Origin of the sequence: Desulfovibrio inopinatus DSM 10711 (assembly GCF_000429305.1) — a bacterium.
Classification (GTDB): domain Bacteria; phylum Desulfobacterota; class Desulfovibrionia; order Desulfovibrionales; family Desulfovibrionaceae; genus Alteridesulfovibrio; species Alteridesulfovibrio inopinatus.
Genome location: NZ_AUBP01000002.1, coordinates 456736 through 483124 on the forward strand (window position 1 = coordinate 456736; position 26389 = coordinate 483124).

Sequence of the window (26389 nt, forward strand, 5' to 3'; positions counted from 1 at the left end):
TTATGACAATTCGAGACAGGAATGCGCTGTGAGTGGCCCACTATGAGAAGGTAATGTGAGACTGTGGTGTTTTTGTCAATAATACGGTAAAAAAAAATATACAAACCGTTGATTGTCGTGTGTGTAAAGGAGCTTGCATGCCTCACACCGTTCCTGAGTTTGAAAATCGGAGTATCCCGGTATTTATCTCCAGGCAGCCTGTATTTGATCGTAAAAAAATCCTACAGGCGTATAAGGTTATGCTGCATCATGCCGCGGGTGAAGATGCTGGCGTGGCTTTGGCTACGGAGGGGATGGCAAACGCATTGCAAGGAATTGGTGAAAACGCACGAATTTTTATCGCGTCTCCTCCATCTGTTTCATCTCCGGATGAACTTTTTCATATCCACAAAGACCGGCTTGCGCTTATTATGGATTGTTCCGGAGACAATTTGGAACTGTGCATCGCCGGCTATCAAGAATTGAAACAACAAGGATTTTGCTTGATCCTTGATAACTACGACGGACGGTCTGAACATGTTGCATTGCTTCATCTGGCCGATATCGTATCGTTATCTATTGGTCGTTTGTCGGCGGCGGACGTGCTTGGCTTGTCCAGGCAGGTGAAGAAGGTTGGCGCCGATGTTATGGCTTCAGATATTCAGGATTGGGAGAGCTTTGAAGGGGCAAAGGCGCTTCGGTTCGAGTATTTTCATGGTCCTTTTTTCGGGAAACTTCATATGGTGCCGGGCCGTTCCATGACAACGGCATCATTGTCTCGTGTGCGTTTGTTCAAAGCACTCAATGCACCAGACTCCACAGTAGATCAGCTTGCCGATGTCGTGGCCATGGATCCAGCGCTTGTCTATAAGCTACTTAAATTTATCAATGCGGCCTCCATGGGATTTAAAAGTCGTATCACGTCTATTCCACACGCAATCAATTTACTTGGCATTGTGCCGTTTCGGCGGTGGGCTCTCGCTGTAATCATGTCGGATTTCGATAACACGACGAGGGGACGTGAACTGGTCTATCTTGCGCTTCAGCGTTCACGGTTTTTAGAGTTAATCGGGACAACAGCGCAGAGGGGAGGCTATGCTCCTGATACGTTGCTGCTGTTTGGACTCTTTTCTAAACTTGATGCGTTGGCGGGAAGGCCCATGGATGAACTCATTGACGATATGGCCTTGAATCCTATTATAAAAGATGCACTCAAAGGGCGTAAGAATAGTGCACATGATTGGCTCGATCTACTTGAAGCCGTGGAGACCGGGGATTGGCAGATCGTTTCCAATATTGTCAATAAATATGCTATCCCTCCGGCAGAAGCTGCGAAGAACTATTTTTTGTCCGCTTATTGGGCTAAAACTGTCATCGGAGTTCTTGAAAGACAATGAGCCGGTCCAACGACGACAAAAAGCGTCTTCTTGTCATTGACGATTCCTGGCCCGTCAGACTCTCGTTTGAACGTATGCTTCGGGAGGCCGGATACCATGTGAGTTCGGCCGCAACGTTTGAAGAGGGAGAGCGATTTATTGCGGAAATTGCCTTTGACTTGGTTTTAACGGACATCATTCTTGATGAATCATCAGGGCTTGATCTCCTGGCGTATGTAAAAAGTGTTGCCCCGGAGACGCCGGTTATTGTTATTACGGGGCAGCCCGATATTGATGTTGCAACAAATGCGTTACGACTCGGAGCATTCGATTTCTTGCAAAAGCCGGTTGTTCGTACCGAGTTGTTGCGTTCCGTGACACGAGCCCTCGCCTACAGGGCTGTTGTCGATGAGAAGCATGAACTTGAACGCACCCTTGCATTTCGTGAAAAAACACTTTCCGCTTTGTTTGACGCCTCGCTTTCTCCGATGCTGCTTCTCTCTCCTCAATGTGAAATCATGGCAATGAATGCCGCAGCTGCAAAAGTTTTGCAAATTGGACGAGATGACGCTCTTGGGAAAAACATTGCTGAATTCATCCCAGATAACGTCAAAGCCACGAACATCATGTTTTGGGAACAGGCCTTATGTGAAAAACAACCGGTTCGATTCGAAGCGCGATTCGATGAGGTTATTTTTGACGTTAATTTTTGTCCTGTTCTTGATGACGATAATACCGTGACGAGTGTGGCCGTGCATACGGCAGACTTGACGCGTCATGCTGCGTCAGAACGTGCTTTGCTTGAGATAAAGTCACACTTGGAAGACCTCGTTGTGGAGCGCACACGGGAGCTGACGAGTGCGAATACTCGCCTTACGCGTGAAGTGGCGGAGCGCGAAGATGCCGAGCGTATCATTTCGCGACAAAAGGCTTTTCTTGCACAAATTGTTGAAAATCTCCCCGTTGGTGTTCTGGCAAAAGACGTGAATGATAATTTTCGCGTGATGTTATGGAATGCCAAGATGGAAGAAATTACCGGGATTTTTCGCGATGACGCTCTCGGCCACGAGTTTTCTTCTTTTGTAACAGATGAACAAGCCCAAAGCATTCGACGATCTGACTTGGAAGCCATCGAGCGTGGTGAGCCTATTGAGGTTTCATCGGAAAGCTTTGATATGCCAACGGGTAGAGTGCTGATCAAAGTCGTCAAAGCTGCTGTGTTTGGCGAAACAGGTGAAGCAGAATATGTGATGTCCATTGTCGAAGATGTATCCAAGCGTCTTCGCATGGAGCAGGAATTGGTTGCTGCCAAAGAACAGGCCGAGGCCGCCAACCAAGCGAAAAGTGCATTTCTTGCATCCATGAGCCACGAGATTCGTACGCCAATGAATGCCATTATTGGTCTTACGGATCTTACGCTGAAACATACGAAAGATTTCAAGCAACGTGACAGGCTCCGGACCGTCAAAGAGTCGGCCCGGATGCTGCAACAAATTATTACCGATATTTTGGATTTGTCTAAAATTGAGGCCGGTCGCATGGAGCTTGACTCCATTGACTTCGATCTCCGAGATATTGTTTCATCCACGATTCGCATTATGGCCGTGAATGCGCGAGAGAAAGGTCTCCCCATCATCTATGAAATCGATCAGGATGTGCCGCAATATGTCAGAGGTGATCCTATTCGATTGCGTCAGATCATACTCAACCTTGTTGGAAACGCGATTAAGTTTACATCAGAAGGCGGTATTGTCGTCAGTGTGAGCAAAATGCGTCATCATCGTGAAGCTCCCGGTACGGTCAGTTTGCTTTGCACGGTGAGTGATACGGGGATGGGAATAGCCAAGGACAAAATCGATGATGTTTTTAATCGGTTCAGCCAGGCAGATAGCTCGACGACACGAGAATATGGCGGCACGGGTTTGGGATTGACGATCAGTTCGGAACTTGTGCGCATGATGAATGGGTGGATATGGATGGAGAGCGCATTGGGTGAGGGGACCGATGTCTTCTTTAAAATCGTCTTGGAAATCGGGGATCCGGAAAAAGCCAAAGCTATTCAACATGAGCAGGCTATAGCAAAACCGCGCCCCGTTATGACCAAGCGTCGCATTTTGGTTGCAGAAGACAATCCGATCAACGCAGAGGTGACACGAGAGATCTTAAGTGAGTTAGGACACTCCGTTTTTGTGGTAGAAAATGGCAGGCAAGCTGTCGATGCCATGCGTGATGCCCACTTTGACCTTGCATTTATGGATGTGGAGATGCCGGTCATGGACGGGATTGCAGCGACACGGCGCATCAGACGAGGAGAAGCCGGTGAACATGCTGCCGATGTTCCCATCATTGCGTTGACTGCTCATGCTTTGGTTGAAGTCAGGGAGAAGTGTCGTCGAGCCGGTATGGATGACTATATGACAAAGCCCGTTGATTTCGATCAGCTTATTCCTATTATGGAGAATGTGATTAGGAATCGTTTCGAAGTCCATTCGGCAAATGATGTGCAACGGGATGGTCTTTCGGAAAATGCGCAGAATCGTCCGGTTTTTGACCAAGAAGGTGCGCTCACACGCTTACTGGGCAACGAAAAATTGCTGGAACGTATCATTATTGCGTTGTTGGATGATATGCCCAACCGTTTAGAAAAACTCCAGCAAGTGGTTGAGGAAGGTGACGTAGAGAATATTCGGCTTATCACGCATAATCTTAGTGGGGCATTGGCGGCCGTTGGAGCCGTGTCCTCTCAGTATCTGTCCGATAATTTGCGCGAAACGGCAAAAAGCGGGGAGATGGAGAACCTTCCAGTTCTCTATGCGAACCTGAAGGCCGAGCTTGAAGCGTTTACTGAAGCGGCTCGCCCCAGAGGAGCCGCTTCAGAATAGCATTATTCCCCAAGAACGATGAAAAGACAGGCTGCACGGGGACCATGTGCGCCGTGGACCATGACGGCCTCGATATCTGCGGTTTTGCTTGGTCCGGAAACAAATGTGACCGTGTTTGGCAATCCGTGTTCGTGATGATATTCACGAAGGAGACTGTACAATTCTCCATAATCGGCGCAGATTCTGTCCAGACTGACGATTGCCGCATGAATTGAGGGTAAGAGCGACGTAGATCGGGGGCGCCCTGGACCGGAGAGCATGAGGATTGTCGCTGATTCCGCAACGATGAAATCGGCGCCTGTGATACCGATAAAACTTGACCGGGCGCGTGAGTGGTACTGTTCGGGATCTCGAGACAATGTACTCAACAAAGCGTCGGGAAGTGCGGCGGTGATGGACGGTAGAGCAGCATCCACCAAAGGATGATCCCACGCGATGAGGATATTGTCCTGGCTCCACTCCGGTTCGTAATCGGACGCTATGGATGCGAGTATCGGGCCGATTTCGTCCGGTGTTTTGACGAGATAGACCTGAAACCGTGCAGCCTGGCCAGTTGCATCAAGCCCTTCAGCCAGAGCCAAGCGCTCTTCCTTCGTCCGGTCCCTGGCCTGTCCGGCTTTGGCATTGAATGCCTGTATTGCTGCCGCTTCATCTGAATCGAATGTGTCATGGTCCGACGTGTGACGAAGTGCGTTGCGAACACGTGTGAGAAACGCCGTCCGTTGTGAAGGATCAGTCACGGTTCTCCTCCTTGGTGTTGGGCTCGGCATTGGGACGGCAACAACTCGTAGCCCGCATGCGGCGAAACCGAACGGAAAAGGGGTCTTTCGCCAACAGTCGAATATCTCGTCCAAAAGTCCAGCCATTGAGCGGAGGAGGAAGCGTGCTGATGGCTCCGTCTTTCTGGGGAAGCAGCCGTTGTCCGGCTCCGGCGGCTTTTGCGGCCAAGGTAAACCCTGTATGAGAGCGGACGAGCCCTGCCCATGCAGCATAGCCGAGACGTTCTCCTTGAGAGGTCGGGGTAACATCCCAAGCCTGGTCGCCTTGCGCCAATTTGAATCGCAGCGCAAGAATCATTCGCGGAAGATCATTGCCGACTGGACAAATATCGCGACATGCTCCGCATAATGTTTCACCAAAAATAAGATCCTTCGCTCGGTTGACGCCGGAAAGCAATGGGGCGGCGACAGTACCGATAGGGCCACAGTACGGAAATCCATAGCTGTGCCCTCCTACCTTGGCATAGACCGGACAAATATTGAGACAGCCACCACACTTGATGCAATGGAGAATTTCTCTGAATTCCGGATCGGCCAGAATGCGCATGCGGCCGTTATCGACGATAACGAGATGAAATTCTTCCGGCCCGTCGGCTTCGTCATTTCCCCGCGGACCACCGACATAGCTGACATACGTCGACATGTTTTGCGCTGCCGCTCCGCGAGTCAGCAGACGCAGAACAACATGGTGATCATATAATGTCGCGGCGACTTTTTCCATTCCGATGAGTGCAATATGCACCTTGGGCAAGGTCGATGCCATGCGAATGTTGCCTTCGTTGGAAACAAGCGCCACCTGACCGGTTTCTGCACAAGCAATATTGCCCCCGGAGATTCCCATATCGGCATGAAGAAATTTCTCACGCAATGTTTTCCGGGCAATCAACGTAAGTTCTGGAGGATCTTCCGTGTAGGGCGTCCCGAGCTTTTCTTCGAATAGCCTCCCGATATCCTGTCTCGTCATGTGAATGGCTGGTGCAATAATATGCGATGGCGAATCCCCGGCAAGTTGAATGATATATTCTCCAAGGTCGGTTTCTACGACCTCAATGCCATCTTCTTCCAAAGCCGGGTTGAGGCCGATTTCTTCGGACAGCATGGACTTGCCTTTGACGACACGTTTAACCTGATGTTTTTGGGCAACGCGACGGCAGTAGGCAGTGGCTTCGGCAGCGTCTTGAGCGAAAAAAACGTGTCCACCACGTTTCTCTACGTTTGCTGCCAGGGTTTCAAGGACGTGGTCGAGTTGAGCGATTGTTCGACGGCGAATTGTACGACCAACTTGGCGGAGACCTTCGCCTTCAGGGAGTGTTTTGTAGCTGGCCAACGCTCCTTTGCCTATACGATTTTGCAAATTGCGTAATGCTCCGTGCAAATGTTCGTCATTGAGCGCAGAGCTTGCCGCCTGTTTAAAGTGTTCTGTCTTGATTTCGGTCATGAGTTCGTCTCCGGCAACCGGGAAGAATTGAAAAGTCAGGTAACTATCCCGGTTTCATACATTCCTTTACAACAGAAATGGGGGATTGGTGAACTGCAGCGCCGTTACGAAATAATAGAACTCACTTTCCATGGAGTTCGGGCGTTCATGGAAGGGGTTTCGTAAAACGGCAATCTGTGCCTCTTGTTCATGGCGTTTGTCGGCCGGGTGTGGTCGGTCATACGAGGGTGTACGGCTCTCCACGGTGTTTATAGCTGAAGAGGGCCGGTGCTTTCTCGCACCGTCTGGCCATACGGTGCATGAGCGCGTCCGCTCGGTCAAGGCAGAAAATGGGCGGTCATGACGAGCACGGAAACCGTGTGGACGAGTTAATAAAAAAGGAAGGGAGCGTAGCAAACTCCCTTCCTGAATAAAAACGTAAAAAAAACGAAGAAGTTATCCTTTAGAGATGGTGATGAAATGCTCTTGCATGGCAACACCACCGCCGTGCATGTCGATTATCTCAAGGCCACCGGGCATGAGTTCGTTGTCGGCAACACCTTGATTAAAGGCACGCGTTTCAACGGGCAGTTTGTGTCCGAATCCGTGCACCATGAAGACGGCTTCAGGGTGAATGAACTTGGTGACAAACGCCGTTGATTTCGCCGTGTATCCATTAGAAGAGACGGTGACGGGATCGCCGTCGACAATGCCAAGTTCTTTGGCACGTTCTTCATTGATCCAAATCGGGTTGATCGGCATTTGTTCATTGAGCAGCGGATTGTTGACCGTATGTCCTTGGGTATGAACGCCGCAACGACCAAAAGTGATGCGGAATTGTCCCGCTGGCGGTGATGCTGGAGACACATATTGCGGCAGAGAAGCATACCCTGCCTTTTCCCATTTTTCGCTGATCATCTCCAGTTTGCCCGATGGGGTGGGGAAAGAGAGCTCATCCAACGTCCGATATTTAGCACTGTCGGCAAGCGAAACCATACCCGTCGCGTCGAAATCTTCGAGAGAAACACCTGTCGGTTCGAGCTGGTAGTTCCAAATCGCTTCTATGGATTCAAAAGCAAGGGATTCCATACCAAGACGGGAGGCAAGCCCACACAGAATTTCCCATTCGGACTTGGTGTCATAGCGTGGGCTCAAAGCACGTTTCCGAACAAATAAATGCGGTTTGAGACCATTTTTACAAGCAATAATGCTTTCCCGCGAAAGATAGGGGGACATCGGCAAAATCACGTCGCTATGCCACGCCGTATCCGACCAGGAAAACGTGACCGATACGAGCAAGTCCAGGTTTTCCCATTTCTTTTTCAAAGCGTCAGGGTCGGGAAAGGCCATTAAGGGGTCGTGTCGGAAACACAGGTATGCTTTAATGGGGTAAGGATCACCCGTTGTAATGGCATCGTAGGCAAGGTTGACCAGCCCTGGGCCGGCATCAATATGCGGATGTTTCCAGCCGGCACCGTCAGCGCGTTTCGTTTCGGGCTTGGGAAAAAGATCAACGAGTTTTTTCAGCCCCTTCCGACCGTAGTCACCGGGTTTATTGGTAATAGCCAAGCCGCCTTTGGCTCCGATGGAGCCGAGGAGGGCATTAATGATATAAGCTGTCCGGCAAACATGGAAGGACGTTTCATAACGAGCAACCATCCAGCCTGGATGCCAGATAACAGCAGGAGCCGCTGACGCGAGCTGTCTGGCAAACGTGATAATCTGGTCGGCTTTGACGCCGGTTTCGGTTTCGGCCCATTTGGGGGTGTACGGTTGGATATAAGAAACAAGGTCATCGAATCCGTCGACGACGCGGGAGACATAGTCCGCGTCGTAGAGTTTCTCCGAAATAAGCGTATGAATGACGGCCAGGTTAAACGCATGGTCTGTGCCTGGACGGATCATGAAAAAGTTATCAGCCTTGCCTGCCGTGACTGTTCCGCGCACATCGATAACGGTGAGCTTTGCTCCGGCGGCCATGCCATCAAGCACCTGGTTTACTTCGCTGACATTGATGGCTTCGAAAATGTTGCGTGTTTGTAAAACGATATGCTTGGCGTTTTTATAGTCATACGACACGTCTTTGCGGCCGATGCCCATCACCGACTTGGCCGCGTGTTGGACATTTCGGGCACACGCTGCGTCGTGATTACAGTAATTAGGAGAACCAATGCCGCGCATGAATGCTTGATGAAGGTCGGGGAACGGACCACCACGATCGGACCAAAGAACGGTTTCAGGGCCGTTCGCTTTTATAATGGTCTTAAGCTTGTCGGCAACATGGTCAAGCGCTTCATCCCAGGAAACACGACGCCATTTTCCCTGACCACGTTCTCCGACACGGATCATGGGAAACTGCGGGCGCTCAACATCGTGTTCTAAAGCATACCCTGCCGCACCACGGGCACATAACGCGCCTTTCAGGCCAGAATGGGGGTTGCCTTGAATAAAGGTGACATCGCCGTCTTCCACATCCACCTGGATGGGACAACGGACAGTACACATGCCACAGACACTGAAGACTTTTTGGGGTTCACCCATTCTTGACCTCCACACGAGTTGTATTGCCGGGATCTTGGATAAGGTACTTGCATCCCTTGTGATTTTCCCGGCTTCACTAGCCTGCGTTCCTCACTGGATGTGCAGTATACATAGGTAATATGCAAAAAATGAACATCGGTGTCACTGTTATTCTCGTAAAGGGAACACACGCACCGGAATCAGCAAGAGCCGATTGTGTAATATACTCAGGCAATTATCAATTCGTATTTATAAAAGCAAGACTTTGAGAAGCTCGTGAAAAAAAGTACTCTCACGTGTTGTTAGCATCGGGTGATACGGCTATTTCGTTGGAAATAAGTCTATTATTTATGTCTGGAATTGATAAAAATCGCAAAGCTAGTTTGGGAAAAAAAGAACAATAAAATGTTTTTCCCGACTTTTTTAAAAAAGAAATGCTTCAGATTTCAGCGTATATTGCGAATTCTTGGGTCATTGCGCACGGTTTGACACCAGCGGGGGGGAATTGACGGAAACCTTTTTGGCTTCTATCAAGGCACAATACAAAAAAGAGAGGCATGGCGCAGAGCGAGTTTACTGCGCATGTTTCAGGTTCACGTGTCGAGTCGTGCCCTGGTGGTGCACGTCTTGCGTTTTTTTGCGTGAACGCTGGTTGAAACCGGTGTGCGCTGCACACGAAAAAGGAGCAACATCCTATGGTTTTCAGTTGGCTGAACGTCGCCATTCTCATGTTTCTCCTCATGGGATTGGCTTTTGCCGGCGGGCCGTTGGTAGGATCTATCCTGCTTGCACCCAAGGCGCGGGGTGGAGCTATGGGGTTGCCGTATGAATGCGGCATGCCCCCACACGGCCCCTCATGGATTCGTTTCGGCATCAGTTACTACTTTTATGCACTGATTTTTTTGGCATTTGATGTCGACGTGCTCTATCTGTTTCCCGTTGCCACCTGGTATCCCCGCTCCGCGGGCTTCTTTCCGTTTGTGGAAATCCTGATCTTCGTCGGGGTGTTGTTCCTGGCAATCCTCTACTTCTTGAAAAAAGGCGTGTTCACATGGCCGAGAAAGATTTGCTGACACCCGCACAAGGGGTGGTGGACGAGGCGCTCGTACCGCTTGCGTTACCGCGTAAGTTTCTTGATGTCTGTCGCGCCATGTCCATTTGGCCCATGACATTTGGTCTGGCCTGCTGTGCTATTGAAATGATGTCCGTTGGTATGGCTCGTTTCGATATCGCGCGTTTTGGGGCGGAAGTGTTTAGACCGTCTCCTCGTCAATCTGACCTTATGATTGTCGCTGGAACGGTTTCCCGTAAGATGGCTCCTGCGCTGGTGACGTTGTACGAGCAAATGCCGGCTCCGCGCTATGTCATCGCCATGGGAAACTGTGCTATTTCCGGCGGCCCGTTCGCGTTTGAAGGCCAATATGGCATTGTCGAAGGCGTGGATAAGCTCATCCCGGTAGATATCTATATACCTGGCTGTCCTCCGCGTCCTGAAGCCCTTCTGGAAGGTCTTTTTGCTCTGCAGGAAAAGATGACCGGCAAACGCTGGTGGCCGCAACCGGCAAGCCCCGGAAGCGAAGCGGCAACGTGTCCGGCGTCGTGTGTATCAGTTGCGCCGCAAGCCGCGTCGACGGAGGAAGGGAAATGAGTCAGCCTGATTTTCATTTTCTCAAGAATGCCTGTGTTGGGGAATGTGAGTTCCGGAAATCCGGTGAAGTTCTAAGCGTTTTCCTGGAAGAAGACGATCTGCTTACCGTTGTCAAAGCGCTTCGCAAGAACGATTACTTTTTGGAAGATGTAACCGGACTCGACGTTGCCGAAGGTTTATTGGTTCTGTACCACTTCGATCACTTCCGTGAACCTGGCCGAATTTCTCTTCGCGTTTTACTCCTTCGTGATAATCCCGTCATCCCTTCTATCGCCCCCATCTATCATGGTGCAGAATGGCACGAACGGGAAACCGCTGATTTTTATGGCATTACGTTCGAAGGCAACCCCAATCCGGCTCCGCTGCTCTTGCCCGATGATGATACCCCGCCTCCTCTTCTCAAAAGTGATGCCAAGCGGGCAGGCTTGTATAAAGTGAAGCCGTTCCACGAATTTGTGCACTGCCCGGAACATCACCCCCTCGTACAGAGATTGTACGCCAATACGGCAGATAAAGACGAAGGAGAGCAGGGCAAATGACAACCGTTTTCGATAATCGCCGCGGCCTTGACGATGCCCATCCGGGGGATAGCTACACCCTGCGGTTCATGGAAGGCCAGCAACCTGACACGCTTATTCTCAATATGGGGCCGCAGCACCCGTCCACACACGGGGTTTTGCGGGTCATTCTTGAACTCGACGGAGAGTATATCCTACGGGCTGAACCTGTTCTGGGGTATGTCCATCGTATGCAAGAGAAAATGGGCGAAGTGAAATCCTATGCTCAATACCTGCCAAACATGGGGCGGGTAGACTACTTGCACGCCATGGCCTGGAACTGGGCATATGTCGGAGCCGTCGAACGGTTGGCCGGGATTGAAGTCCCGGAACGTGCAGAATACATTCGGGTCATTACCACTGAACTCAACCGGATCACCTCGCACTTGTTGTGGTGGGGAGCATATCTGCTTGACCTTGGTGCGTTCACACCGATCATGTATGCGTTCGATGACCGCGAACGTATTCTTGATCTTCTGCAAATGATTACCGGGTCGCGTTTGACGTACTGTTATTACCGCTTCGGCGGCGTCGCCTGCGATGTTTCCGATACATTTGTCAGTGAAGCCAAAGCCTTCTGCAGCTATATGCGGACCCGATTTGGCATGTATAAAGATCTCGTCACAGACAACATCATTCTGCGTAAACGGTGCGAAGATATCGGTGTCATTTCTGAAGATATGCTCATCCGATATGGCGCAACCGGACCTGTCGCACGTGGTTCAGGGGTTCCCTACGATGTGCGCCGGGCTGAACCGTATGGGGTCTATGACCGATTTGATTATAACATTCCGACGTATCCCAAGGGCGATGCCATGGCACGGTATCTCGTGCGTATGGATGAGCTTGAGCAGTCTTTACGTATTCTTGACCAGGCGCTCGAAGGGCTTCCGGATGGCGAATACATCAACAAAAAAGCACCAAAAGCGAAATGGAAGGCCCCGGCAGGGGAATCGTATTTCGCCGTCGAAGGGGCGCGTGGTAAAATCGGTATCTATCTCGTGAGCGATGGAACCAACGTACCGTATCGCGTCAGATTGCGTGCGCCGGGATATTCCAACTTGAGTCTGTTCGCCGAACTGGCGAAAGGCACCATGCTGGCTGACGCGGTTTCCATCTTAGGAAGCCTTGACCTCGTCATTCCGGAAATCGACAGGTAACGGAACGCATGTCAACGCGAGAGCAACCAAGCATATTCAGTAAATGGTTGCGGTCTCTTGTTGATTTTTTTTGGGGTAGGAAATTCAATGCGGAAAATGGGTATGTGCGGAAAGTAACAGGCCGCGACCCTCGCCGCTGAAGTCTCAAAAACGGGCGGACCGTGTGTCCGCAAAACAATGCGGACGCCTTTGGCGATACCGACAAGGCCGAGTAAAAAAAGGACGAATCACCGTGACCATTCCATCAGTTACCGAAATCCCCGTAGAGCTTGTCCGGCTTGTGGTGGCCCTTATCGCCCTGGCCGCCTTCATCGGGCTCAACGGCCTCGTTCTCGTGTATGTGGAACGAAAGGTGGCCGGCCATGTGCAGCGCCGGCCGGGACCTTTTGAAGTAGGGCCTCATGGACTCTTGCAACCGCTTGTAGACGCGGCAAAGCTCATCGGCAAACAACTTGTCACCCCTCAGGGCGCAGATAAGATCCTTTTCTGGGTGGCACCGGTGTTGTCGTTTCTGCCTGTCTTTGTCCTGTTCATGCCTATCCCGTTTGGGGAAACGGTTTTTGCGCTGGATACCAACCTTGGTTTGCTGCTCATTCTCGCCTTTGCCGGTCTTGGGGTTCTGTCGTTGTGCTTGGCTGGTTGGGCATCGAACAACAAGTGGTCGCTGCTTGGTGCAGCCCGCGCTGTGGCCCAATCGGTTGCGTATGAAATTCCGTTGTTGTTGGCTGTTCTGACCATTGCGATGCAAACGGGAACCCTTGACCTTATGGATATGGTCAGAAGCCAGGGAGCCTGGCCATGGCAGTGGAACATCGTCTGTCAGCCCGTGGCGTTTTTCATCTACTTCGTCAGTGCTATCGGGGAAACCAACCGTGCCCCCTTTGACCTGCCCGAAGCTGAATCCGAACTGACGGCTGGTTTCCATACCGAATATTCCGGTATGGGATTCGGTCTCTTCTTCCTGGCTGAATACGCCAACATGATCGTGGTATGCGCTGTGGCTACCATTCTGTTCCTGGGCGGATGGCAAGGCCCGTTCTTTTCGGGAGCGGTCTGGTTCTTGGCCAAGTTGTATATATTACTCCTCTTGATCATCTGGTTTCGCTGGACCTATCCCCGCGTCCGCTTTGACCAGTTGCTCAATATCAATTGGAAGTGGCTTTTGCCGTTGGCGTTGGCCAACCTGCTTGTCACGGCCTTTGTCATAAAACTGTTCTAGGCGTGTTGCGCCAGACACCAAGGATGCACGGTTTATCGGCATGAAAAACGTGATCACCGAAATATCGGACGCCGTCAAAGGCTTGTGGAGCTTGGTGGTGGGTCTTCGTGTCACTGGGGAGAACTTTGTCCAACCCCAGGTGACGGTCCACTATCCACGCGCCAGCGTCTCCAACCTCGACACGTTTCGTGGACATATCGATCTTGTCGGAATGCCCAAGGAACCGGCCAAGCCCAAATGCATTGCATGTATGATGTGCGAGGCCATTTGTCCGTCGGGATGCATTAACATTACGGTCGAGACCATTGAATTAGAAGTGGCCCCGGTCGACAAAAAACTTGAAGAAACCGCCCGCAAAACTTCGGACGGGGGATCGGCCGTACCGGCTAAACGCATGGCCCCGCCCAAGAAGAAAAAGAAGAAAGTCGTGACCGGGTTCGATCTGCGCTTTGATTTGTGCAGCCTGTGTGGGCTGTGTGTGCAGAATTGTCCCGTAGACTCGCTTCAATTCTCTCGCGATGTCTATTCCATCGCGGATTCAAGGCAGGGGTGTTCTTACGACCTCATGGCCAGGCTTTCGGATGCAGCCGGACAGTCAGGCAAACCCGGGCCGAAAGCTCCTGGGGAAGAGGCCGCCTGATCGCGGCGGGACTGACCTCTAAACATAAGACGGACGCCATGCAGGAAACTATCGTTATTATCTCCTTTTGGCTTTATGCCCTTCTGATCGTGGGCGGGTCGCTTTTAGCGGTCCTGGCCAGATCGCTCGTACGCTCGTTGTGCGGGCTTATTCTTGCGCTTTTCGGTGTGGCCGGCCTGTATTTACTTATGGCCGCTCCACTTTTGGCGCTCATGCAACTGCTTATTTATGTCGGAGCCGTGGTGGTGCTCATCTTTTTCGCCATCATGCTTACTCGTGCCCCGGCAGGCGGTGAAGAGCTCGAAAAACGCAGTCTCGGTCATATTGCCAAGTCGTTGGTCGGCAGTCTCATTCCGGCCGGTATTCTCGGGTATGCATGTTTTCATCATGCAGGATCGGTTGTACCGACGCCGCTTGAACTGGCGCCACAGGAACTGGGTCGTGTCTTTTTGGGACCCTATGTGTTGGCATTTGAACTGATCTCCGTTGTCTTGTTTGTTGCAATGGCCGGAGCTGTTCTTTTGGGATTTGAAAGAAGGAGGCAGGCAAAGTGATTTCCGATGTGAGCGCTTTGACCCTGTATCAGATCCTCGCCCTGTTTCTCTTGGGTGTGGGCCTGTTTGGCATGCTGTATCGTAAAAGTTTGATCGGTATGCTTATCTGTGTGGAACTCATGCTCAACGGTGCGGCCCTGTCTATCGCAGCAGGCGCCCAACTGACGCCGATGCCCGCGGAAATGGGGCAGGCAGCCACGTTGTTCGTCATGGGACTGGCCGCGGCCGAGGCCACCTTGGTCCTGGCCATCGTCCTTGTGGTGGTGCGGCGGTTCGGAAACGCCGAGACCGAAACCGTCAGCCGGCTTAAAGGATAGCGTCATGACCGAGCAAGCCTACATTGAAAGCCCGCTTATCCTGATACCTCTCGTTGTCACCATGGTGGCTCCGTTTTTTATCTGGTATTTTCGCAAGAACATTAACAAGCGTGAAGCGGCGTCCTTTATTGCTGGTGCGATTGCCTTCGGGAGTGTCGCCTCGATGGCTCCGGCTGTCCTAAAAGGCAGCATCTGGACGTACACGCTGGTCGAACTCTTTCACGGGGTTTCCGTCAAGTTTTGTATTGACGGGCTTTCGCTTCTGTTTGCCATTATTGCTTCGTTTTTGTGGATGTTTGCCACAAGCTACAATATCGGCTACATGCGCAGCCTCAAAGAGCATGCCCAGACACGCTATTACTTCTGTTTTGGCGTCGCCATTTTCGGCGCTCTCGGCGTCGCGTTTTCGGCGAACATCTTTACGATGTATCTCTTCTACGAAATCATCAGCATCTTCACCTACCCGCTGGTTGCTCACCACGAAGATGAAGAAGGCTTTGCCGGTGCACGCAAATACATGGTCTACCTCATGGGGTCGTCCAAACTCTTTTTGCTGCCCGCTATGGCCTTAACATATGTACTGTGCGGCACGCTCGATTTTCATCTGGGCGATATCGTCAATGGTATCTTCCCGGCTGACGCCGACCCGACGCTTGTCAGCATTACGTACTTCCTCTACCTGTTCGGCTTGGCCAAAGCGGCCATTATGCCGATGCACAACTGGTTGCCATCTGCCATGGTCGCCCCGACACCGGTTTCCGCCTTGCTGCACGCAGTGGCCGTTGTTAAAGCCGGGGTCTTTTCCATCAGCCGTGTGTTTCTTTCCGGCTACGGCGTCCTGCTTATGGAAAAGCTCAATCTGGGAATTGTCACCGCCTACTTGGCGGCGTTTACCATCTTGGCGGCATCCATCATCGCGCTGACCAAAGATGACCTCAAAGCCCGGTTGGCCTATTCCACAGTGAGCCAGTTGTCCTACATCATTCTTGGCGTGGCGATGCTCTCCCCGTTGGCTGTCAAAGGCGGCCTGATTCATATCGTTAACCACGCTTTCTCAAAGATTACGCTGTTTTTCGCTGCCGGTGCCATCTATGTGGTAACGCATCACAAGAAAATCAGCCTCATGGGCGGGTTTGGACGGCGTATGCCGTTCACATTTACGGCGTTTGCTCTCGCATCGCTCTCCATGATCGGGATGCCTCCGGTGTGCGGGTTCGTCACCAAATGGTATCTCATCGGGGGGTCCATGCAGATCGGGCAAACCATACTGTTGGTCGCTCTGTTGGCCAGTGGTTTGTTGAACGCCGCGTACTTCACCCCGGTGGTTGTTCGCGCCTTCCTGCGACCAGCCGCACCAGGAGTGGACATTGAACAGTATAAAGAAGCGCCGCTTGTTATGGTGGTTCCTCTGTTCATTACCGCGCTCATATCCGTGTTCCTCGGGTTGTTCCCGGACACGTTCATGCAGTTCATTAACGCCTTCGGCAAGTTCTAGCCAAGGAGACCGGCCGTGCATCACGATCGATTCGGTGAGTGGCTCAAAAAAGCGAGAACATACGACTTCATGTGGAAGTGGGTCTTTTTTTCCTTCCTGCTTCTTCTTGTGCTGCTCAATGTCTTCATTCTGCCGCACCACCCCCATTTCGAACTGGAACATTATCCCGGTTTTTGGGCTGCCTTCTCGCTTTTGGGCACTGTCATTATGACATTCGTTTTGAAAAAGATCGTATTTCCGATCATTTCGCGCAAAGAGGAAGACTATGACCGCGATTGATACCGCCTGGTTCTTCCACCCGAGCATACTGTTTGTGGTCACGGCCGCGCTGTTGCCCTGGTTTACCGACTGGCAGGGAAGGAACAAAATACTGTTCATCGCCCCTCTGGTCGCCATTGCCGTGGTCTTTACGCAGACCTGGAACGGTGATGGCCAAGGTGTGACCTGGACCATTCCCTATATCGGGACCACACTGAAGCTTGCCCGAGTGGACACCCTGTCCCTGGTTTTCGCCAACGTATTTGCCATTCAGTCCTTCATTGCGTTTATTTACGCCTATCATGAAAAGGACCCGATGAAGCACGTCGCGACATGCCTCTACGTTGCCGGGGCATTCGGATGTGTATTCGCTGGCGATTATCTGACCTTGTTCATTTTCTGGGAACTCATGAGTATCGCATCGACGGGCGTCATTTGGTTGGCGCGCAATCCGGCTGCGACTCGGGCCGGTTTCCGGTACTTCCTGTTCCACGTTATGGGCGGATTGCTTCTGCTCGGGGGGATGCTGCTTCGCTGGCAAGCGCTCGGCACGTTTGATTTCACCCCGGCTGATCCGGCCAATATTGCTACGTATGACTGGCTCATTATGGCCGGTTTCTGCGTGAACGCTGCCGCTGTACCGCTTCACGCCTGGTTGCCGGATGCCTATCCACGCGCTTCTATTACCGGTGCGGTCTTCTTGTCCGCATTCACAACGAAAACCGCCGTGTACGTGTTGGCTCGGGCCTTTTCCGGCTTTGAGGTGCTCGCTGTGGTGGGCGTTGTCATGTGTCTCTACGGTGTTTTTTACGCGACCATCGAAAACAATGCTCGGAAGATCTTATCTTACCACATTGTTTCGCAGGTGGGATACATGGTTGCCGGGATTGGCATCGGGACCGCAATGACCATAAATGGCGCATGTGCGCATGCCTATGCACACATCCTGTATAAAGGGTTGCTCTTTATGGGAACCGGTTGTCTCTTGTATGCAGCCGGAACGGCCAAACTCACCGAACTCGGTGGATTGGTTTCGCGCCTTCCCTTTGTCATGCTCTTCTACATGGTCGGGGCCGTCTCCATCTCGGGGATGCCGTTGTTCAACGGGTTCATTTCCAAAACCATGACCATTGCCGGTGCGGCTGAAGCGCATCACACGTGGATGGCTCTCGGTATGGAATTGGCTGCTGTCGGGACGTTCCTTTCCGTCGGTATCAAACTGCCGTACTTCGCCTTCTGGTCGAAGCCGGATTCGACGGTCGAACTTAAACCGATCCCCAAGAACATGTACATTGCAATGGGAATCTCGTCGTTTTTGTGCCTCTTCACTGGCCTGTTCCCCTCGACACTGTATTCCATCCTGCCGTTTGAAGTTGAATACCACCCCTATACGGCATGGCATGTTCTGCAGTCTTCGATCTTGTTGGCATTCACCGGTCTTGGGTTCTACTTTTGCCGTAAGATCATTGTACCCCATGACAAAGTTAACCTCGACTTCGACGCGCTTTACCGATTTGTTGCCCGTTGGTTCTACAAATTGGTCAGTGTACCGGTCGCGGCTATCGATAATGTCTGGACCGAAGTGTACGCCAAGATCGGTTTGCGCGGCCTGATGGGAAGCGCATGGCTTTCGGCGATCTTTGATCGTAAGGCCATCGATACCGTGGTCGATGGGACGGCCTACACCGTCAGAGGTACGGGGTCGCTTGCTGCCAAGGGACAAACCGGCCGGCTTCAGGATTACATCGCGGCGACGGCTGTCATCTGTCTGGGCCTTTTCGCTCTGTATTGGTATTTCATTTAACCGAATAAAACCGGTATCCGCAGGGATAGCAAATCCGGAGTAAGTCCATGGCTGACGCTGCCTACCCGACCCTGACCGTCCTTGTTTTCTTTCCGCTGGCCGCGGCGCTTTTCATGGCGTTTTTTATCAAAAACGAGATGGTGGTGCGCGCCTTCACCCTTGTCGTGTCGTTGGTTGAAATTCTGCTCTCATTCCCGCTGTTTTTGAATTATCAGCTTGGTGAGGCAGGATATCAATTTGTCGAACACGCTGCCTGGCTACCCGGCATCGGCATAAGCTACCATCTTGGTATCGATGGGATCAGCTTCTTTATGGTGCTGCTTTCCGTCTTGATACTGCCTCTGTGTGTCCTGTGTTCCTGGACATACATTGAAAAGCGCATCAAAGAGTTTCACATTAGCTTGTTGCTTATGACCACGGCCTGTATCGGCGTGTTTGTGGCACTCGATTTTGTCCTGTTTTACATCTTCTGGGAAGCCATGCTTGTCCCCATGTATCTGCTGATCGCAGTGTGGGGCGGGCCGGATCGTAAATACGCATCCATTAAGTTCTTCCTGTATACATTGGCTGGTTCGACTTTGTTGCTTGTTGCCATCGTTGCATTCTGGAGCGTTGGCGGTACCTTCGACATTGTTGAACTGAGCAAACAAACCTATCCGTACCAGTTCCAAATCTGGACGTTTCTTGCCATGGCCCTGGCGTTTGCCATCAAGGTGCCCATGTTTCCGTTTCATACGTGGTTGCCTGCCGCGCACGTTCAGGCTCCTAGCGCCGGTTCGGTCATCCTGGCTTCGGTGCTGTTGAAAATGGGAACGTATGGTTTCCTGCGCTTCTGCTTGCCTCTGGCTCCTGCCGCCAGCGACTATTTTGCGCCGATGATGATCGCCATCTCCGTGGCTTCGATTCTGTATGGCGGTTTGGTCGCTTTGGGCCAGACCGACATGAAAAAACTGATTGCGTATTCTTCGGTAGGCCACATGGGTTTTGTTACCCTTGGTATCTTTGTTCTCAATCAACGCGGGATTGAGGGCGCTATCATGCAGATGCTCAACCACGGTATTACCACGGGCGCCATGTTTATGATGATCGGCGCAGCGTATGAGCGCAGTCACTCGCGTGAAATTAGCGACCATATCGGTATCGGTCGTTATCTGCCTGCCTTCATCTTCTTCTGGGGCTTGTTCTCCATGTCTTCCCTTGCATTCCCCGGAACAAACAGCTTTGTCGGTGAAATCCTCGTGTTGGTTGGTGCTTTTACCGACAGCGTACCGGCAGCCTTTTTGGCTATTCCCGGTGCCATGCTGGCCGCAGCCTATATGCTGCGTCTTCTTCAGAAAATGGCGTACGGACGTTCGGACAACCCCAAAGGTTGGCTCGACCTCAATACGCGGGAATGGATTTATCTCGTACCCATGGCCATCCTTGTCATCTATCTCGGTTTTGCTCCGGGATTGGCCTTGCGGACGATTTCCCCATCTATTTCCCTGGTGCTTGAGGATGTTCACTCCAAGTCAGTACCTGAAGAAGAAAAGACGCAGGTTGCTGAACCGTCGCATGTCGTCCCTGAAAAGGCGGCTGCGCCTTTGGCCGATCGTCTTGATGTTTCCCGGGAAAGCGTGGTCTACAATGCGACCACAAACGGGATGATGAACAACGAAGCCAACGGAACCAACGGATGAATATACGCCTCGTTTCGGGAGCTACATCACACCATACTGGGCCGGACACTTTCCGGCCGGCCGGAGTTATGTCATGGATTTGCAACTAATCATCCCTGAACTCTATCAGACGTTTCTGGCACTGTTTCTTTTCGTCTACACCCTCAAACAAGACGGCGGCGAAGAGACCCCGGCCTTCTTGCCTGTAGCGGTCTGGATTGGCGTGATCGCCTCTTTGGCTGGTCTGTCTGCTCGCGGTATGCTTGCCTGGGATACCTACCAGATCGATGGCCTGTCGCAGTTTTTCAAGTTGGCGATTTCAGTGGGTTATGCCATTGCCATGCAAAATGCCTTACGGCAGCCAACCTTGGAAACAAAAAAACGAGCCGATTACTTCCTGCTGCTGACGCTGTCGAGCTTGGGCCTGATGTTTTTGTCGTCGGCTGTTGAACTCATCACGCTTGTATTGGCGCTCGAACTGTCCTCATACTCGTTGTATGCTTTGATCCCGTTGCGATCCACCGATCGCGATGCGGCTGAAGCCGGTATCAAATATATCCTGTTTGGTGCTGCGGTGACGGCGCTAGCACTCTTTGGTTTGTCTTACGTCATGTCTTGGCAGCACACCACGTATCTTGCTGAGTTGGCCAACAAACCCTGGAGTATTGCTGAAAATCCGATGGCCGTTATTGGCCTGACCTTGTTCCTGGGCGGATTTTTCTACAAACTGGCATTGTTTCCGTTCCACTTCTGGTGCCCCGATGTGTACCAAGGTGCGAGTAACGAAACGGCTGCGTTTGTGGCAACGCTTCCTAAACTCGGTGCTGTTGTTGTTCTTGTTCGTCTTGCAGCGCTTCTCGCTCCTGGCCTCGAAATCACCAATATCCTCGCGGTACTTGGTGCGTTGTCCATGACCTATGGAAACTTGGCGGCCTTGGCGCAACGCGATGTGAAACGACTTCTCGGTTACTCGAGTGTTGCTCATGCTGGCTATGTCATGATCGGGCTTGTTTCCGGAACGCCGCAAGGCCTTGCGGCGGCAGCGTTTTACAGCCTGATTTATATCCTCATGAACTTGGCTATTTTCTGGGTTGTCTGTAAAGTCTCTCGTAACGGCGAGAACGTGACAGTGTCTGACCTTGATGGGTTGCACAAACGTGCGCCTGGGTTGGCTGTCGTTTTGGCTGTCTCGGCTTTCGCCTTGGTTGGCCTCCCGCCGACCGCCGGTTTTACGGGGAAACTCTTTTTGTTGAGTTCAGCCTGGAATCATGGTTATAATTGGCTCGTGGTTGTGGCTGTTTTGAACACCGCCATTTCCATTTATTACTATTTGAGCCTCGTACGTCATGCGTACACAGGAGAAGCCACAGCTCCCGATGTTGTTGTGGGGCGGGGTTCAATGACCATGGCCGGTCTTTTAGCCACGGCAATTCTCATTCTGGGCGCAATGCCGGGACCAATTTATCAGTTGGCTCTTTCGGCAGGAATGACTATTATGCCCTAAAAACTCTGAGGAGTGGAGCATGAGCAAGTATTACATCCGGACCAACTCAGACCGCTGTATTAGCTGCAAGGCCTGCGAAGTTCACTGCAAAGTAAAAAATCGTGTTCCTGTTGGGGCCAAACTCGGTCAAATTGTCACTGTTGGTCCGGTCGATAAGGGCGGTAAGCCCAAAATGATGAACTTATTTATGCCATGTTTTCATTGCGAACAGCCATGGTGTGTGGCCGCGTGTCCCACTGGGGCAATGATTCGGCGCGATGAAGATGGCATAGTGTATGTTGATGCTGAATTATGCGTCGGTTGCAAAGCCTGCATCATTGCGTGCCCATGGGATATCCCGCAATGGGATGAAGAATCCGGACGCGCGATCAAATGTGACTTCTGCCGTGATCGCATTGATGCTGGCAAGAAGCCAGCTTGTGTAACGGCCTGTACGGCTCATGCTCTCGAGTTCGTATCACCCAATGAGACGTCTGGGAAGGTACGGTTTAAGTATGGAAAGAAACTTCTCGAACATCAATCCAAAGTTAAATTTTTGTAACGTCTCTCCTCCGTGGGGTACGTATATTAGAGGCTAGGGTGGTAAAAAAGGTTAACCAAAGATTGATGAGGAGAAGGAGGGTGTAATATGTTTACAAAACGCAGTGCTGTTTTTTATTTAGCACTCCTGGCGTTAACAGTGGGCGTTGTCTGTGTTGCCCAACCAGCATTAGCTGATCGTCTGGCTGATGCGATCATGGACGCACAGTCGAACGGCAAAATTGATCCGAGTGCTACCCCTGGGTATCTCGGTATTCCTGGTGGTCCTCAACCGAGCTTGATTGTCGGTTTCTTGTGGGCGATCTGGGTAGGCTGGATTTTTTCGACGGTTGGTGCCTTCGGCGGCATCATGGCCGGTGTGGGACACATTTCCATTTATGGATTGGGGAACTACGCGTCGAGCTTCGGGAAAGGAACAGCGATGAATACCGTTGTGACCGACTCCATTCGCGTGTCGAACCAATGGCTCGTCGGCACAAGCGCCGGTCTGTCCTCCTGGAACTACTTCCGCATGGGACGCTTGGTTCTGCCCTTGGGGTTGGCTCTGGCTGTTGGATCGATCTCCGGTTCCATTTTGGTCCCGATTTTGACCGCTGGGAAAATCAGCTTGAAGTCCTATATCGGGTACTTCGGTCTGTTCGTCCTGCTGCTTGGTGTCTACCTTTTCTACGAAACCACTCCTGCTGGGCAGGCTCGTAAGAAAAAAGCCAAAGAAGCTGCCAAGGCGTTCCAAGACAGCGTCAAATCCGGTGTTTCGAATACTGACCAAGGCGTAAAAGTCAGCTCGTTCTCACTGACCCGCTGTGCTTTTACCTTCTACGGTGTTGAATTTGACTTCAACCCCATCATCCCGGTTATCGGTGGTTTCTTTATCGCGGCTTTGGCCTCCTTCCTGGGTGTTGGCGGCGGCTTCCTGCTCGTCCCCTTCCTGACCTCGGTTGCTGGTCTTCCCATGTACCTTGTTGCCGGTACTTCGGCTATGGCCGTTTTCATAGGCATGATTTCCTCCATCTTCTCGTACATGGTCATCAAAGGCACTCCCGTTGCCTGGACCCTGATCGGAGCGGAACTTATCGGCATCGTTATCGGTTCGTACATTGGTCCGAAAACGTCCAAGTACATTCCTGATATTTGGCTCAAACGCTTGTTCATTATCTTGGCTGTCTTTGTCGGTGTCCGCTACACCCTCAAGGGTTTCATGGGCTTCGACATCATGAATCTCTTGACGCAAGCCTTGAACTAATTGTTGTTTGTATACCGTCCAAAACAAAACGCGCGCTGGAAACAGCGCGCGTTTTGTTTTGGATGTGAGAAAATGACGACGCCTGAGATGAGGTATTGTCTTCGTACTTCGATGAAAATACGCCAAAGCGTCGTAAGTTAAGTCGGTCTGGAGCACCTCTTAAATATGTCGCTAAAAACATAGGACAAAGTCAGACCAAGAACGTGTTAAACGAGCGATAGTTTCTGAAGAGGTTTTAGGGCTTCGTGAGAATTGCGTGAGCTGCTTCATCAAGTCTCCAATCCACTTCTTTGTTGGCTTCGAACCAACAGAATCCTCGTATACCCCAAGATTGCATGGTTGCGATGGCGTTTTGAAGCCAGAGAGTTTTGTCTCCACCCTGATCGGCGCTGGCCGTTTCAAAGACAAAGATCGGGGTATTTTTTGAGAGACGCGTTAATTCTTCGTGCAGTGGACTAAAAATGTCGGCAAATGATCGGAAGGTGCTGTCCCATCCGTGCTGTTCTTTCGTTTGTGTTGTTCCCCAATTATATCCGTCCATCCCGAAGATATCGACATCACTTTTTCCTGGAAAATATGCTGAGGCGGTGTTCCATGTTGCCCCGTTATAGACGGGATGTGGTTGAGACTCTGCATTGGGACAGAAAACAAATTTGACGTTGTCGGCTTTGAGCCGTCGGAATCGGTTTCGGATGTGTCGATACATGCTTTGATACGCAAGGGGAGCCTTCTCGTTGTATTGTGAGGCTGATACGCCCCAATGGTAACGTGCCAAATTCATTTCGTGTCCAAAACGAAGGTAGACAGGTTTTCTGAGTGCTTTAAGTCGGCTTGCCATCATGTCGATATAGCTATCAAATGTGCCGTCTGTAATGGCTTTCGCCGCTATCATATGCTCTTTGTCATCCTTGTAATACATCGGCTCCCAGGTGAGGCAGGGGATTGCACCGAATCGAAGAATGGCATCGAATGTTTCTTGCGGGAACCATCCTCTCGTGGGCGATTCCGGCCATTGTAAAAAGAACACAACCAAAGACGGCTTTTTTCCAATATGATTGCTTATGTCGTGAAGTCGAGATTCGACGATGGGAAGCCCATCAAGTGTAACGCCGAAAAGAAGAGGTTCAGCAGCAATGGAGGAGGTTGGGGCAAAGAGTAAAATACTCATCAGACAGGTCAGCATTGTTTTCATGATGCATCCTCTTTTTGTCCTCTCTTGATGATTGGATTATTGAAATAAAGTGCGGTGGAGAGAATACAGAAGTGGTAAAAGCACCAGAAGGCATTTGCCGCTATGGGAACCACATCGGTTCGCTCGAAATATATTCGGTTTATTGCCCAAATTATGGCCGCAAAACATGCTATGGCCATGGTGAGCTGTGGCCACAAGAAGAGCAACGGCATGGCTTGTCCGGAGCCTTTGGGTGTAACGCCAAATGAGCCACGGATACCAATGATGCCGAGAAGAGACGCTCGCATAAATACGGGGAAGGTAATGGCTTGGAGAACAATACCTTGTGCCAGCTCAATAAGGCGGTATCGGCGTTGACTTAATGTGAAGAAAAATAGGGATAATGTTAAAATAATGTAGGGGCAGAAAAAGAGGAAATATAATTCCGGATTAACAAAATAACTTGGAATGTTGAGGAATAAATAGAGAATAGGACTGATCATCATAATAAAGAAGACCCATCCGACAAAATAATGTGTGCCGGAAAGGAAATATTCCCACCACTTCCAGCCGGTTAACGAGAAAGGATGGAGGACAAAGTTCTTTAAAACCGTTCGAAAGAGCCCGACGGTGCCCAGAGCCCAACGAAATTGTTGTTTGAAATACCCTCCAAGATCTTCCGGTCCAAGTCCAAAAGCGCAAATTTTGTTGAGATAGGCGGAATGCCAGTTATGGAGATGGAATTTGAGCGATGTCGCGAAGTCCTCCGTGACTGAAGACTCTTCGAAACCACCGACATCGACGAGTGCCTGGACTCGGAAAATGACGTTTGTACCACAGCAGAACATTGCGTCCTGCATGCTTTTCCCTTCGCATATATATTCATAAAAGACCGCTTGTTGCAGGCCTGCCCCGTGCGCAACGCGATTAATTTCAAAGTTGGTGTAATACTGTGGTGTTTGGATGAAGGCGAGACCTTGATTTGCTTCCATAAAGGCAACGAGTGGCTCTGCAAAATCAGGGAACGGATTTTGATCGGCGTCGAATACTAAAATGTACTTTTCTCGCTCTGTTCGTGCCGTATCTTCAAAAGACTGAAATTCAAACCCTTCACGAATTTTACCCTGAATAAAATCGAGAAAGTCATTGATCATGCCGGCTTTTGCACCGCGCCAACGGCGTCGAAATAAGTTGACCCCGATGCGTTGACACATGGCATCAACTTCTGCCCGATACGCAGCCATTTCTTGCGGGTCTGCATTGGGTCGATCGTAGCGAGTATCATCAAGAAAATAGATGTGTTTGTTGGGGTAGGTCATATTGTAGAAACAGATAAGCGTGTCTTCAACCACTTCAATTGGTTCGTGGAAGGACGACACAATCACAGCGATAGGAGGATAGTCGTGAAGTTCCGGGACGGCATTTGTGGAAAGACGTGATTGTTTTGGGGTGGTCATCACATGGAAAATGTTCAGAAAATATCCAAAGGCGTGGAGCATGGTGAAGCCTTCTGCGAACAGCAGAAAAGCGGCGGTAATTTTTTCAAACACACCGTACTGCGCCGAGAAATAAAGCATCGTACGCACGCCGAGGTAGCCAAAGATTGATAACATGGCCAAAGCCAGAAAGATTGTCAGTAAGAGTCGAACTGCTTTCATATGTACATGT

Annotated in this window: 23 protein-coding genes; 17 read left to right on the forward strand and 6 right to left on the reverse strand. The window is 51.0% G+C overall.

What is annotated here, in order from left to right:
- Nucleotides 1-137: 137 nt before the first annotated feature.
- Together G451_RS0104320 and G451_RS32285 are read left to right on the forward strand one after the other, a co-directional pair.
- Nucleotides 138-1376 carry an EAL and HDOD domain-containing protein gene (locus tag G451_RS0104320; protein ID WP_027183296.1) on the forward strand — a complete coding sequence of 413 codons (1239 nt, stop codon included), beginning with the start codon at nt 138-140 and terminating at the stop codon, nt 1374-1376.
- A complete protein-coding gene (locus tag G451_RS32285) occupies nt 1373-4237 on the forward strand; it encodes a response regulator (RefSeq protein WP_051261121.1) in 2865 nt (954 codons plus the stop codon). Before G451_RS0104320 ends, G451_RS32285 begins: the two co-directional genes overlap by 4 nt.
- Nucleotides 4238-4239: 2 nt before the next feature.
- On the opposite strand, the gene G451_RS32290 is transcribed toward G451_RS32285, so the two are convergent.
- The 4 genes from G451_RS32290 to G451_RS0104340 all read right to left on the reverse strand — a co-directional run bounded on the left by G451_RS32290 (nt 4240) and on the right by G451_RS0104340 (nt 8974).
- Entirely contained in the window at nt 4240-4977 is a 738-nt protein-coding gene (locus G451_RS32290; protein ID WP_051261122.1) for a LutC/YkgG family protein, read from the reverse strand.
- On the reverse strand, nt 4970-6454 hold the full coding sequence (locus G451_RS27540) for a LutB/LldF family L-lactate oxidation iron-sulfur protein (protein WP_051261123.1): 1485 nt from the start codon (nt 6452-6454) through the stop codon (nt 4970-4972). Before G451_RS27540 ends, G451_RS32290 begins: the two co-directional genes overlap by 8 nt.
- Before the next feature lie 66 nt (nt 6455-6520).
- Nucleotides 6521-6850, reverse strand: coding sequence for a hypothetical protein (locus G451_RS34045; protein WP_156921507.1), 330 nt, complete (start codon nt 6848-6850; stop codon nt 6521-6523).
- 39 nt (nt 6851-6889) lie between these two features.
- Entirely contained in the window at nt 6890-8974 is a 2085-nt protein-coding gene (locus tag G451_RS0104340; RefSeq protein WP_027183297.1) for a molybdopterin-dependent oxidoreductase, read from the reverse strand.
- 674 nt (nt 8975-9648) lie between these two features.
- Here G451_RS0104340 and G451_RS0104345 point away from each other — a divergent pair.
- From G451_RS0104345 to G451_RS0104415, 15 genes are all read left to right on the forward strand, one after another.
- On the forward strand, nt 9649-10026 hold the full coding sequence (locus G451_RS0104345) for an NADH-quinone oxidoreductase subunit A (protein WP_027183298.1): 378 nt from the start codon (nt 9649-9651) through the stop codon (nt 10024-10026).
- Entirely contained in the window at nt 10005-10601 is a 597-nt protein-coding gene (locus tag G451_RS27545) for an NADH-quinone oxidoreductase subunit B (protein WP_084448363.1), read from the forward strand. Before G451_RS0104345 ends, G451_RS27545 begins: the two co-directional genes overlap by 22 nt.
- A complete protein-coding gene (locus tag G451_RS27550; protein WP_051261124.1) occupies nt 10598-11140 on the forward strand; it encodes an NADH-quinone oxidoreductase subunit C in 543 nt (180 codons plus the stop codon). The genes G451_RS27545 and G451_RS27550 overlap by 4 nt, the downstream gene beginning before the upstream one ends.
- The gene (locus G451_RS0104360; RefSeq protein ID WP_051261125.1) at nt 11137-12318 is read left to right on the forward strand and encodes an NADH-quinone oxidoreductase subunit D; all 1182 of its coding nucleotides are present in this window, start codon (nt 11137-11139) and stop codon (nt 12316-12318) included. The genes G451_RS27550 and G451_RS0104360 overlap by 4 nt, the downstream gene beginning before the upstream one ends.
- 232 nt (nt 12319-12550) lie before the next feature.
- Nucleotides 12551-13537, forward strand: coding sequence for an NADH-quinone oxidoreductase subunit NuoH (gene nuoH, locus G451_RS0104365; RefSeq protein WP_051261126.1), 987 nt, complete (start codon nt 12551-12553; stop codon nt 13535-13537).
- 40 nt (nt 13538-13577) lie between these two features.
- Complete coding sequence (locus tag G451_RS27555) at nt 13578-14177, forward strand: 4Fe-4S binding protein (RefSeq protein WP_034640567.1); 600 nt, start codon at nt 13578-13580, stop codon at nt 14175-14177.
- Nucleotides 14178-14215: 38 nt separating this feature from the next.
- Complete coding sequence (locus G451_RS0104375; RefSeq protein ID WP_027183301.1) at nt 14216-14731, forward strand: NADH-quinone oxidoreductase subunit J family protein; 516 nt, start codon at nt 14216-14218, stop codon at nt 14729-14731.
- 8 nt (nt 14732-14739) lie between these two features.
- Nucleotides 14740-15048 (forward strand): NADH-quinone oxidoreductase subunit NuoK, encoded by a 309-nt coding sequence (gene nuoK / locus G451_RS0104380; protein ID WP_027183302.1) that lies wholly within the window; start codon nt 14740-14742, stop codon nt 15046-15048.
- A 4-nt stretch (nt 15049-15052) separates the two neighbouring features.
- The gene (locus G451_RS0104385) at nt 15053-16543 is read left to right on the forward strand and encodes a monovalent cation/H+ antiporter subunit D family protein (RefSeq protein WP_027183303.1); all 1491 of its coding nucleotides are present in this window, start codon (nt 15053-15055) and stop codon (nt 16541-16543) included.
- A gap of 15 nt (nt 16544-16558) precedes the next feature.
- Complete coding sequence (locus G451_RS0104390) at nt 16559-16822, forward strand: hypothetical protein (RefSeq protein ID WP_027183304.1); 264 nt, start codon at nt 16559-16561, stop codon at nt 16820-16822.
- Nucleotides 16809-18605 (forward strand): Na(+)/H(+) antiporter subunit D, encoded by a 1797-nt coding sequence (locus G451_RS0104395; RefSeq protein WP_034640571.1) that lies wholly within the window; start codon nt 16809-16811, stop codon nt 18603-18605. Before G451_RS0104390 ends, G451_RS0104395 begins: the two co-directional genes overlap by 14 nt.
- Nucleotides 18606-18652: 47 nt before the next feature.
- On the forward strand, nt 18653-20284 hold the full coding sequence (locus G451_RS27560; protein WP_084448364.1) for a complex I subunit 4 family protein: 1632 nt from the start codon (nt 18653-18655) through the stop codon (nt 20282-20284).
- Between the two features lie 73 nt (nt 20285-20357).
- The gene (locus G451_RS0104405; protein WP_027183306.1) at nt 20358-21767 is read left to right on the forward strand and encodes an NADH-quinone oxidoreductase subunit N; all 1410 of its coding nucleotides are present in this window, start codon (nt 20358-20360) and stop codon (nt 21765-21767) included.
- 19 nt (nt 21768-21786) lie between these two features.
- Complete coding sequence (locus G451_RS0104410; protein WP_027183307.1) at nt 21787-22308, forward strand: 4Fe-4S dicluster domain-containing protein; 522 nt, start codon at nt 21787-21789, stop codon at nt 22306-22308.
- Between the two features lie 87 nt (nt 22309-22395).
- Entirely contained in the window at nt 22396-23550 is a 1155-nt protein-coding gene (locus tag G451_RS0104415; protein ID WP_027183308.1) for a sulfite exporter TauE/SafE family protein, read from the forward strand.
- A 235-nt stretch (nt 23551-23785) separates the two neighbouring features.
- On the opposite strand, the gene G451_RS27565 is transcribed toward G451_RS0104415, so the two are convergent.
- Entirely contained in the window at nt 23786-24742 is a 957-nt protein-coding gene (locus G451_RS27565) for a glycoside hydrolase family 26 protein (RefSeq protein ID WP_051261127.1), read from the reverse strand.
- A complete protein-coding gene (locus G451_RS0104425; RefSeq protein ID WP_027183309.1) occupies nt 24739-26379 on the reverse strand; it encodes a glycosyltransferase family 2 protein in 1641 nt (546 codons plus the stop codon). The genes G451_RS27565 and G451_RS0104425 overlap by 4 nt, the downstream gene beginning before the upstream one ends.
- Between the last annotated feature and the right edge of the window lie 10 nt (nt 26380-26389).

Excerpts from the sequence above, each read along its gene's own strand:
- G451_RS0104320 (WP_027183296.1), top strand. The coding sequence starts at position 138 with ATGCCTCACACCGTTCCTGAGTTTGAAAATCGGAGTATCCCGGTATTT.
- G451_RS32285 (WP_051261121.1), top strand. The coding sequence starts at position 1,373 with ATGAGCCGGTCCAACGACGACAAAAAGCGTCTTCTTGTCATTGACGAT.
- G451_RS27540 (WP_051261123.1), bottom strand. The coding sequence starts at position 6,454 with ATGACCGAAATCAAGACAGAACACTTTAAACAGGCGGCAAGCTCTGCG.
- G451_RS0104340 (WP_027183297.1), bottom strand. The coding sequence starts at position 8,974 with ATGGGTGAACCCCAAAAAGTCTTCAGTGTCTGTGGCATGTGTACTGTC.
- G451_RS0104345 (WP_027183298.1), top strand. The coding sequence starts at position 9,649 with ATGGTTTTCAGTTGGCTGAACGTCGCCATTCTCATGTTTCTCCTCATG.
- G451_RS27545 (WP_084448363.1), top strand. The coding sequence starts at position 10,005 with ATGGCCGAGAAAGATTTGCTGACACCCGCACAAGGGGTGGTGGACGAG.
- G451_RS27550 (WP_051261124.1), top strand. The coding sequence starts at position 10,598 with ATGAGTCAGCCTGATTTTCATTTTCTCAAGAATGCCTGTGTTGGGGAA.
- G451_RS0104360 (WP_051261125.1), top strand. The coding sequence starts at position 11,137 with ATGACAACCGTTTTCGATAATCGCCGCGGCCTTGACGATGCCCATCCG.
- G451_RS27555 (WP_034640567.1), top strand. The coding sequence starts at position 13,578 with ATGAAAAACGTGATCACCGAAATATCGGACGCCGTCAAAGGCTTGTGG.
- G451_RS0104375 (WP_027183301.1), top strand. The coding sequence starts at position 14,216 with ATGCAGGAAACTATCGTTATTATCTCCTTTTGGCTTTATGCCCTTCTG.
- G451_RS0104385 (WP_027183303.1), top strand. The coding sequence starts at position 15,053 with ATGACCGAGCAAGCCTACATTGAAAGCCCGCTTATCCTGATACCTCTC.
- G451_RS0104395 (WP_034640571.1), top strand. The coding sequence starts at position 16,809 with ATGACCGCGATTGATACCGCCTGGTTCTTCCACCCGAGCATACTGTTT.
- G451_RS27560 (WP_084448364.1), top strand. The coding sequence starts at position 18,653 with ATGGCTGACGCTGCCTACCCGACCCTGACCGTCCTTGTTTTCTTTCCG.
- G451_RS0104405 (WP_027183306.1), top strand. The coding sequence starts at position 20,358 with ATGGATTTGCAACTAATCATCCCTGAACTCTATCAGACGTTTCTGGCA.
- G451_RS0104410 (WP_027183307.1), top strand. The coding sequence starts at position 21,787 with ATGAGCAAGTATTACATCCGGACCAACTCAGACCGCTGTATTAGCTGC.
- G451_RS0104415 (WP_027183308.1), top strand. The coding sequence starts at position 22,396 with ATGTTTACAAAACGCAGTGCTGTTTTTTATTTAGCACTCCTGGCGTTA.
- G451_RS27565 (WP_051261127.1), bottom strand. The coding sequence starts at position 24,742 with ATGAAAACAATGCTGACCTGTCTGATGAGTATTTTACTCTTTGCCCCA.
- G451_RS0104425 (WP_027183309.1), bottom strand. The coding sequence starts at position 26,379 with ATGAAAGCAGTTCGACTCTTACTGACAATCTTTCTGGCTTTGGCCATG.